We start from the raw sequence: 9183 nt of genomic DNA, 5'->3' as shown, positions 1-9183 counted from the left end.
CCATTTACAAAAAGGATTTTTGTAAATGGTATAAACAGCAAGTGCGTAAGCACTTGCCAATAAACAACAAATACCGTTTCCAAAAAGTAAAATATTTAACTTACTTTTTGGAAACGGCATAGCCATACTCTCGTTTTTTTCACTCAAGAAATTTGCCACAATCTGCCGATCAATGCTCTATAGCAAATGTCAAGAACTTTGTCCGTTATCATTCTAGCCGTATTGTAGGACGCCCGCTAAAGACAGCAGCTATAGAGATGTAGTAGCAGTAATCGAGAGGTGTAGCCGTGTTTCGTTTTGCCCTATTCGTGGTTTCTGGAGTTCTTAAAGTTTTAGCCATAATAACACTCGGCTTAATTGCAGTCGGATATTCGGCAGATGCAGTGGCGGAAGTTAAAAAAAACTATCTTCCAATGATTATCGACGCTGTGGAAAATTACCGCTCGCAGTCGCTATAGTCATTGTATCGATGGTAGTGCTTCATGGGACCATGCCCACTACCAACCTCGAAGTAAACGGAAGCCTTAATGAGTGAAGTAATAAACTGCTTTGCAGCCCTTACTGCGTCGAGCACTTCGTAGCCGTTCGCCAAATATGCCGCAATAGCTGATGCAAACGAGCAACCCGAACCGTGCGTATTTAGGGTTTCTTCCCGCGTAGAAGAAAGCCGTTCAAAAATTTTGCCGTCATAAAAGAAGTCATCGCTATTCCCCCCACCCATATGCCCACCTTTTAGCACAACAGCCTTAACCCCCAGCGAAAAAAAAGCCTGACATGCAGCCTTGGTGTCTGCAATAACCTCATTCTCCGCAATCTCAAGAATTGTAGCAGCCTCCTCTACATTTGGAGTACAAATAGTCGTCATTGGCAGAAGATCGCGCCTAAGCTCTTCTACGGCTCGTTCTTCTAACAGACAGGCCCCTGTCTTAGAGCGCATAACCGGATCTACGACAATGCTTTGAAAATTGGCGCCCGCCAATTCGCTATACACAGCGCGCAAAATGTCCACTGTCGCAAGCATTCCAAGTTTAACCACTCTAACTTGAAAGTCCTCAACAACCGATCGAATCTGTGCAACTACAATACTTGGAGGAAGAGAGTAAGAACAACTGAAGCTTTTAGTGTTTTGGGCCGTTATCGCCGTAACCGCACACGTTCCATATACACCAAGAGCGGAAAAAGTCTTTAAATCGGCCTGAATACCAGCACCAGCTCCACTATCCGAGCCAGCGATGCTTAGGACCACAGGGGCAGCCATAAAACTAACTGAGAGAATACCCTAACCCAAGGCCATAGCACTATCAACTCTCGTCTTTATCGAGACCTCCCTCCGCTCCTTCATAACCTCCAGGCCCATCCTCCCCTGGTCCTTTCCGATAGCGCCTAACAATTCGACCCCTACTTAAATCATAAGGTGAAATCTGCACGCGAACATGATCGCCCGGCAAAACCCTTATATAGTGTCTCCGCATCTTGCCTGCTAGGTATGCCAATAACTCATGGCCATTTTCACATTGGATGCGAAACGTCGTATTTGGAAAACATTCCTTTACCACACCATCCAACTCAATTTGATCATCTTTAGCCATATATACCTACATCACTCGCCATATTCTCCAGTCCTAATGAGCAAACACACATCCAACAACTAATCCTCATCGTCATCCTGACAATCTTCTCTCTGTCGGTCAGGTCTGCGATAACCACCTCCACTTCGACTATTACCGCCCTGTCCAGATAATCCACCTGTCCTGCGACCCGAGCGCCTTGGACCGCCACCACGCCGACGGCCTTCACCAGAGTTAGAGCGTCCTGAGTTTCCGCCATCAGCGGAGCTACGCCTGCCGAACGAAGAAGAGCCGCCGCCAGACCTTTCGGAACTTGAGTTGCTTTTTCCTTCGTTGCAAAGCGCCGCATCGCCTAGCTTATGAATAGTCAGCGGAATATACCCGGGTGGCATTTTTCTGTTAGACATTTTTTCTTTCCGTATTAATTAACAGGTCTCTAGCGAACGCCAACGCGTTTTTTGCGCTACCTATATTGGCGCCCTATGTTCTCTTATACTAATCTCCCTTCGCGAGACTTAAAATCACTAATCCAAAAAGTCACCGCACTTGCGAAACTTTTCGTAACGCAATCGCAACAGCTCCTCGCACGAAAGAGATTTAAGCTCATAAATATGTCGAGCTAACGATTCCTTTAGGAGTTCAGCGGCTCGATCGTGATCTCGGTGCGCTCCACCAGCTGGCTCCTTTACTATCTCATCCACTATCCCCGTTTTAAAAACTGCCTGCGCAGTTAATCCAAGTGATTCAGCCGCAATACTAGCAAATTCGCCAATATTGTCGGCATCGCTCTTGCCCCACAAAATAGATGCACAGCCCTCTGGCGTAATGACAGAATAAGTTGAATTTTCTAACATTAACAATCGGTCACATATGCCGAGCGCCAAAGCCCCGCCACTACCACCTTCCCCAATAACGATTGAGATGATAGGACACTTTAAGCTGGCTAGTAGCAACAAGCTGCTGGCAATGGCCTCTGACTGTCCCCTCTCCTCAGCCTCCATACCAGGATAAGCACCCTGCGTATCGATGAAAAGAATCAGTGGGAGTTTAAACTTTTCTGCCAATTTAAACAAGCGTTGAGCTTTTCGATAACCCTCTGGCTGTGGCATCCCAAAATTGCGCTTTATGCGTTCAGCTGTTGTCCGCCCGCGCTGATGGCCAACTACCATAACATTATCGCGGTCAAGCCTTGCAAGCCCGCCAACTATGGCCGCATCGTCTCCGAATAAGCGATCTCCGTGCAACTCCACAAAATTAGCCATAATGCGCTGAACGTAATCAAGCGTAAAAGGTCGGGAGAAATGCCTAGAAAGCCTAACTCGCTGGTAAGCCGTTAACGAGCTATACACCTCCTTCCGCATCTTATCGAGCTTATCTTGCAGCTTCTCAACATCACCGGCCCGCGAGAGATCCCCTCCCTCAACCTGAGCCTTAAGCATCTTAAGTTGCTCCTCTACCTCTACAACTGGCCTTTCAAAATCCAAGAACTGACTAAGATCGATCATCTAAATCCCGCTTATTACAGTACGAAATGCTAATCAAGACACGTCTCTAAAGATTGTATTCCATACGCTGAAAGCTTACCTTCTGTCCACCATGTGGAAATTCTTGGCGCAAAATGTCAAGGGTAGTTTTTAACAAAACTCCTTGATCTCCCAAGACATTTTTGCAAGGAAGTTCATCCCATCCGAGCTTTTTCGCCTGGTTCCGCCACCAGGTAAGTTGCCTCTTGGCATAACGCCTAGTGTCGCGTTTTAGAAGTTCTACCATCTCGTCTCGACTAAATACTTCATCTAAATAAGAGCTTACATGCCGATAACCGATAGCTCCAAAAGCTTTGCATTCTTTTGAGTATTTCTTTCGCAGATAAACTACTTCCTCTATTAGTCCCTGCGCTATCATGTCATCCACCCTTTTATTGATAGCTCTATACAAGCCCTCTCGCCCGGGGAAAAGTGCTATCGCTAGTGCCCGATACCTCGCCTCCCCTCCAGCATGTTCTTCTTGCAAAACAGAAAGCTGTTTATCGCAGCAAAGCTTTACGCGCAAGGCTCGGCGAATTCTCCCTAAGTCATTTGCCGATATGCGCTTGCTTATGTCTGGATCTTCGGCCTGTAACCAACTATACATCAAATGCACGAACTGCTCCGAGCTCTCCGCTACTGCTTTCAGTTCAGCCTCGCGCTCTAAAAACACGGCCTCGTCAAATTCAGCATCCATCTCTGCCGCGACGAGACCGCTTAACAGCGCCCTGATGTATAAACCGGTTCCGCCAACAACTAAGGGCAGTTTGCCCCTTGCTAGAATTTCGCGAATTACGCGATCCGCCTCCCGCATGAAGCGCCCAGCACTGTATTCCTCACTTGGGTCTAAAAATGATATCAAGTGATGAGGACAAATCTTTAAATCTTCAGCGCTCGGCTTACTAGTGCCAATATCAAAATGCCGATAGACGCACACTGAATCAGCGTTGACAATCTCGGCATCGCGATTTCTTGCAATCTCTAGTGCGAGTCGAGATTTTCCACTGGCCGTGGGCCCCGTAATAACTACAATTTCTGCTAAATTGGACACGCCTACTACTACGATGTTCTGCCGAACATTCTTTCGATTTCCCTAATGTCTAGTTTTGCTACAACTGGACGACCATGTGGGCACAAATGACTACTCTCGACATCTTCTAGATCTTTTAATAAATGCAGAATCTCCGCCATTTCTAGTTTCCTACCCTTTCTAACCGAGGCATGACAAGCACAGGTAGCAATGACCATACAAAAACTATTAAGCAACTTTGACTTCCAATCACTCCAGTGTTCCTCTGCAAACAAGTCCTTAAAAATCGATGCCACCTGCACATTGCCTAGAATTGTAGGAATGCTTCGAATGACAACAGAATTTTCGCCAAACACTTCACATTCAAACCCCAACGATCGAAGATCCTCTTGAGACTCGTTAAAAAGCTCAAATGCCTCTGCGGGAAGAGAAACCGTCTCAGGTATGAGCAACGACTGCCTCGCAATATTCCTTTCAAAAAACTGCTGCTTGAGTTTTGTAAACATTACTCTTTCATGCGCCGCATGCATATCGACAAGTAATAGCTCGCCCTTATCTTCAAGAATTATGTAGCAGTTAAACACTTGCCCTACTACGCGCATATCAGCTAACGACCGGCGACTTATATTGCTTGGTTCATCCCGCCTATTTCCCTCCAACCAATTAGAAGCTGACTGCTGAGGGCCATCAGTCACAACATCGAATTCCTCCTCTGGACTCTCTGCTGGTGGAGCGAGAGAGTCCGATACTAGCTCTCTATTAGCATTCTCTGCCGCTGCCGGAAAAAATTCAACCCGTGGCTGAACTTGCGGTTCATTAAAACGAGCAAACGGCCCTCCACTTTTAGACAAAGGGATCGAGCCAAATCCACTATAAGACGGCATGGGGTTACTTATTTCTAAAGCCCTTTTGATGGCCCGCGACACCGCTAAGAAGATATGACTTGGCTCACGGAAGCGAACTTCTGTCTTTTGTGGATGAACATTGACATCGACCTCCTCCGAAGGAACCTCGATTTTTAAGGCACCTTGAGGATATTTCCCTGGCTTTAAGAAGTTAGCGTATCCATCGCGTGCGGCCGCAATGAGCAACCTATCTCTAACAATTCTCCCGTTTACGATAAACCGCAGACGCCCACTACCCGCTACTGCCTCAATAGGACGACACAGCACAGCCTCTACGCGAACAGTTCCACAGGGAGTAACGACATTGTCGTTCACAACCAGTGGTTCGCCATTACCTGTAAGCTTTAGTTCTCTCACTCTGGCAAAAAAACTCTCTGATGGCAGAAACGACAGACTCTCCGCACCATCGCTTAACAGCGAGATGCGCAAATGCGGATGGGCAAGCGCAAAATCAATTAACAGCGCCTTAACTACCTGCTTTTCCGCTCGCTCGGATTTTAAGAAACGCCTGCGAGCTGGGACGTTAAAAAATAGCTGCCTAACTTGTATTCTAGTGCCAACCCCACATGGCAGCTCCTTAATCTCCTTAGTGCCGCCACCGTCAATACAGATCTCAACACCTCGCGCTACGCCATCTTCTGCCGCTCTGGTAGTGAGAGTAAACTTGGACACCGCTGCAATAGACGGCAGAGCCTCGCCGCGAAATCCAAGAGTGTCGATGTGAAAAATATCGTCAGTACTGCGAATTTTAGAAGTGCCAAATCTCTCCACTGCCACAACCGCATCTTCCAATTCCATGCCCCACCCATTATCGATTACTTCGATATTGCTATGCCCCCCATTGTCCAAAATGACCGTAACGCTAGTAGCTCCTGCATCTATTGAATTTTCTACAAGTTCTTTAACTACCGATGCGGGCCTTTCGACTACCTCGCCAGCCGCAATTTGGTTAACTACGGTATCGGTCAGAATCTTAACAGGACGTTTAACACGTTCTATGTTTTGGGACGCTATCTTTTCGGTGTTCATCCTAATACTGGCTTAATTTTTATTTCTCGTGGAGAGTTTCGTCCAAGGCCACGCCTTACGACCATTGTGACAACTTCTCCCGACTTAACGTCGCTTAGAGCATCGAGGACATCCGCTTTGGAAGAAACCCGCACACCATTTACGCTAATAATGAAATCTGCCTGTGAGACATCGATTACATATCCAACAAAAAGCCCCTGTCGCACCATCCGCCTCGCTCCTTGAATCCCAGCTTCATGAGCTGGGCCACCATCTTGAACGTAAAGCACGTATGGCCCATATTCAGTATCGGCCATCACTACGCCAATTTTTGGCCTTAAAACCCGACCATGCTTTATGAGCTCTGGCAAGGCCAATTTAATTTGATTTACTGGAATGGCAAAACCAATCCCCGCACTTTCGCCCGTTCGGCTTAAAATTGCGGTATTTAACCCTACTAACCTACCCAAGGTATCCAACAGCGGGCCACCAGAATTACCTGGATTAATCGCCGCATCCGTCTGAATGATGTCTTCAATTAACCTTCCACTCTCTGCTCTAATAGTTCTACCTAAACTCGACACTATGCCAGTAGTTAGCGTTCTATCCAATCCAAATGGATTTCCAATCGCTAAAACGCGCTGGCCCACCTCCAGTGCGGACGAATCGCCTAGCTGCACGGCAACCAGATTCCGCTTATCTCCAACTATCTGCAACAACGCAATGTCATTGTCTGGGTCTTGACCAACTAGGCGAACCTTTTCAGTCCTGCCTCCCGCGAGATTAACCGTAATTTGTTCTGCGCCTTCTATGACGTGATAATTGGTTACTATATAAGCCTTGGCTGAATCTATTATTACACCAGACCCAGATCCTTCTTGGTGAGAGGAGCCAAAAAAATCCGCAAGTTCAGCTCGCGTGCTCACATTCACCACGGCTTCATTGCTTTGGCGATAGGCATCGATAACGTGCTGCTCATCCGCCGTTCTTACAGCTTGTGCTAGCGTGTTATCAGCCGCCAAGGCCTCATAACTAGACAAACCCTGGCGAGTTAAGAGGAAAAATGAGATTATAATACATATTGCCGTAAGCGAAATATTTAACTTATTTACGGCAAACGGTTTAATGCTTGCGCAAATTTTACTAAACATTTTATTCAGACTTATCATTTTACTTTAATGTCACATTTACCCGACCTAAAATCAGTTCTCGAATGTATCGCAGAACACACTAGACGAAAAGAGACTGTTGTATTCACTAATGGGTGTTTTGACGTACTGCATGTAGGTCACGTTAGATATTTAAGCCAAGCTCGCGGCTTAGGTGACAGACTAGTTGTAGGCATAAATACTGACCAATCGATTAAGCGCCTCAAAGGCCCATTGCGCCCTATAAATTCTGAAAACGATCGCCTGGAGGTGTTGTTAGGGCTAAAAGCTGTCGATTATGCAATTTTATTTGACGAAGATACTCCTGAAAACTTAATTAAACAAATTCGGCCTCAGTTTCTAGTAAAAGGCGGTGACTGGCCAGTAGAAAAAATTGTCGGTGCTGAATTTGTGCGTTCATATGGGGGCACCGTGCTTGCCTTGCCTTTTTACGATGGATATTCTAGCACTGAAACAATCAGCAAGATGCAGCGTTAATGGGCGTGCTTCATGACAGAACGTTAGTCGGCATTTATGGCTGTTAACCAGTTTTTTAGCTCCGCTAAACCCTTTGAACTAACTTTATGTTCCACGTCATCGGATACAAAGTTCACAGTAACACCCAGCCTTTCAAGTCCAATTTTTGCAGCATTAGCCTTTTCTAGCGTGACTCTCTCATCCTGTGTGCCGTGAAAGATAAAAAATGGAGGTAAGCTAATCTCTCCCGAGAAAATTTTCGGGCAAATAAGCCTTGCATCAGTCTCAAAGGCAATAGATGGGATAAAACCAGCGAGGAGTGCTACTCCACGAAACATTTGTGGATTCCTAAGGCTAACCAAAGCGGCGAGTGCCGCACCCTGACTAAATCCAACCACATAAATCTTCCGCTCATCGATGCCGTATAAGTCGACGATGGATACAGCGAATTTTTCAATCCGCTCAACAGCAGGTAAGATTAGTTCTAGGTGAAAGATTGTGCCTTTTGACGACCCAGCTTTATCAATATCCCACCAACTAAAACCGCCAATTGGATCTGGCATAGGAGCCTGTGGTGTAACGACGACGGCATTAATGTCTTTAACGGCTTTAGAAAATGTCCACATTGCACGGGCGTTTCCAGCTCTTCCGTGAATCATAACTACAGCCGGGGGTTTTTCACACAGTCCATGGCGTTCTGGGGTATGCACCCGATATTCCAGGCCCAATCGATCTACTTCCTCACGCGTAGCGTCTCGGGAATCCAGCATTAAAACTCCATATTTGACACAAATTCGCCCTTTAATTTGTAATTATTGGTGTATTTTGCATAAACTGCTTGACCGGCACAACTTTATTGATTATACCGTTTCCAAAAAGTAAGTTAAATATTTTACTTTTTGGAAACGGTATTTGTTGTTTATTGGCAAGTGCTTACGCACTTGCTGTCTATAGCATTTACAAAAATCCTTTTTGTAAATGCTATAAAAGCGCAACCTACGTCCCCATCGTCTAGTCAGGCCCAGGACACCGCCCTTTCACGGCGATAACACCGGTTCAAATCCGGTTGGGGACGCCATTCGTTAAAAAGCTGACCTCATTTGCGTCTATTGTTGCATCTGCAATAGCATCTAGGCTCTCATCCAGGAAAACAGCTAGCGACAAGTAAATCATATAGCAACCGCAGCATCGCTATTAGAAGTGCCAAGCTGGGTTAGCGTGCCCACTTCTTTAACAAAACGTTGATGGAGGGCCTGACTGCCGAGAACTAATATTAAAATCCACTCCAATTGGTGCCGCATTAGGGAGTTTATGGGGGCATGATTTAGCATATTTCGCAGGTGTGTCACCACAGTGGGATCGAATAACCCGGAATCCTGCAAGGCGCGATGGCTCAGTAGAGACGAGGCGAATTCTGGTGATTGTGGCGAGAAAAACCATTCTTTGATAGGCGAGTAAAATGGCTGTTTTATGCGCTTCCTGGTGTCCTGTGGCAAAACTCCTTTCATAGAGGCGCGAAGAATT

11 protein-coding genes and 1 tRNA gene are annotated in these 9183 nt (G+C 46.2%); 3 read left to right on the top strand and 9 right to left on the bottom strand.

Annotated elements, in window-relative coordinates; all coding sequences use genetic code 11:
- Positions 1–287 precede the first annotated feature (287 nt).
- Entirely contained in the window at positions 288–458 is a 171-nt protein-coding gene (locus IT291_09515; protein ID MCC6221462.1) for a hypothetical protein, read from the top strand.
- Here the strand turns inward: IT291_09515 and thiD are convergent.
- From thiD to IT291_09480, 7 genes are all read right to left on the bottom strand, one after another.
- Positions 437–1258, bottom strand: a complete 822-nt coding sequence (gene thiD, locus IT291_09510; protein MCC6221461.1) for a bifunctional hydroxymethylpyrimidine kinase/phosphomethylpyrimidine kinase — start codon at positions 1256–1258, stop codon at positions 437–439. The genes IT291_09515 and thiD overlap by 22 nt on opposite strands.
- Before the next feature lie 43 nt (positions 1259–1301).
- Positions 1302–1589 carry a translation initiation factor IF-1 gene (gene infA, locus IT291_09505; protein MCC6221460.1) on the bottom strand — a complete coding sequence of 96 codons (288 nt, stop codon included), beginning with the start codon at positions 1587–1589 and terminating at the stop codon, positions 1302–1304.
- A 59-nt stretch (positions 1590–1648) separates the two neighbouring features.
- Positions 1649–1975 carry a hypothetical protein gene (locus IT291_09500; GenBank protein MCC6221459.1) on the bottom strand — a complete coding sequence of 109 codons (327 nt, stop codon included), beginning with the start codon at positions 1973–1975 and terminating at the stop codon, positions 1649–1651.
- Between the two features lie 117 nt (positions 1976–2092).
- Positions 2093–3073, bottom strand: coding sequence for an acetyl-CoA carboxylase carboxyltransferase subunit alpha (locus IT291_09495; GenBank protein MCC6221458.1), 981 nt, complete (start codon positions 3071–3073; stop codon positions 2093–2095).
- Between the two features lie 46 nt (positions 3074–3119).
- Positions 3120–4142, bottom strand: coding sequence for a tRNA (adenosine(37)-N6)-dimethylallyltransferase MiaA (miaA, locus tag IT291_09490; protein MCC6221457.1), 1023 nt, complete (start codon positions 4140–4142; stop codon positions 3120–3122).
- Positions 4143–4150: 8 nt separating this feature from the next.
- Positions 4151–6055: a DNA mismatch repair endonuclease MutL gene (mutL, locus tag IT291_09485; GenBank protein MCC6221456.1), complete on the bottom strand. Its 1905-nt coding sequence runs from the start codon at positions 6053–6055 to the stop codon at positions 4151–4153.
- Entirely contained in the window at positions 6052–7185 is a 1134-nt protein-coding gene (locus tag IT291_09480) for a trypsin-like peptidase domain-containing protein (protein ID MCC6221455.1), read from the bottom strand. The genes mutL and IT291_09480 overlap by 4 nt, the downstream gene beginning before the upstream one ends.
- A 27-nt stretch (positions 7186–7212) precedes the next feature.
- Between IT291_09480 and rfaE2 the strand changes: the two genes are divergently transcribed.
- Positions 7213–7680: a D-glycero-beta-D-manno-heptose 1-phosphate adenylyltransferase gene (rfaE2, locus tag IT291_09475; GenBank protein MCC6221454.1), complete on the top strand. Its 468-nt coding sequence runs from the start codon at positions 7213–7215 to the stop codon at positions 7678–7680.
- A gap of 23 nt (positions 7681–7703) precedes the next feature.
- On the opposite strand, the gene IT291_09470 is transcribed toward rfaE2, so the two are convergent.
- Entirely contained in the window at positions 7704–8429 is a 726-nt protein-coding gene (locus tag IT291_09470) for a hypothetical protein (GenBank protein ID MCC6221453.1), read from the bottom strand.
- Between the two features lie 230 nt (positions 8430–8659).
- Between IT291_09470 and IT291_09465 the strand changes: the two genes are divergently transcribed.
- A tRNA-Glu gene (locus IT291_09465) sits at positions 8660–8737 on the top strand.
- A gap of 91 nt (positions 8738–8828) precedes the next feature.
- On the opposite strand, the gene IT291_09460 is transcribed toward IT291_09465, so the two are convergent.
- On the bottom strand, positions 8829–9183 hold a 355-nt coding region (locus tag IT291_09460; protein ID MCC6221452.1), incomplete at its 5' end, for a hypothetical protein.

It is taken from the genome of Deltaproteobacteria bacterium, from assembly GCA_020845775.1.
Lineage (GTDB): Bacteria > Bdellovibrionota_C > UBA2361 > SZUA-149 > JADLFC01 > JADLFC01.
Note: the sequence above shows the minus strand (reverse complement) of the source record. Positions and strands in the feature narration are given on the sequence as shown.

Excerpts from the sequence above, each read along its gene's own strand:
- thiD (MCC6221461.1), bottom strand. The coding sequence starts at position 1,258 with ATGGCTGCCCCTGTGGTCCTAAGCATCGCTGGCTCGGATAGTGGAGCT.
- infA (MCC6221460.1), bottom strand. The coding sequence starts at position 1,589 with ATGGCTAAAGATGATCAAATTGAGTTGGATGGTGTGGTAAAGGAATGT.
- IT291_09500 (MCC6221459.1), bottom strand. The coding sequence starts at position 1,975 with ATGTCTAACAGAAAAATGCCACCCGGGTATATTCCGCTGACTATTCAT.
- IT291_09495 (MCC6221458.1), bottom strand. The coding sequence starts at position 3,073 with ATGATCGATCTTAGTCAGTTCTTGGATTTTGAAAGGCCAGTTGTAGAG.
- mutL (MCC6221456.1), bottom strand. The coding sequence starts at position 6,055 with ATGAACACCGAAAAGATAGCGTCCCAAAACATAGAACGTGTTAAACGT.
- IT291_09480 (MCC6221455.1), bottom strand. The coding sequence starts at position 7,185 with ATGTTTAGTAAAATTTGCGCAAGCATTAAACCGTTTGCCGTAAATAAG.
- rfaE2 (MCC6221454.1), top strand. The coding sequence starts at position 7,213 with ATGTCACATTTACCCGACCTAAAATCAGTTCTCGAATGTATCGCAGAA.
- IT291_09470 (MCC6221453.1), bottom strand. The coding sequence starts at position 8,429 with ATGCTGGATTCCCGAGACGCTACGCGTGAGGAAGTAGATCGATTGGGC.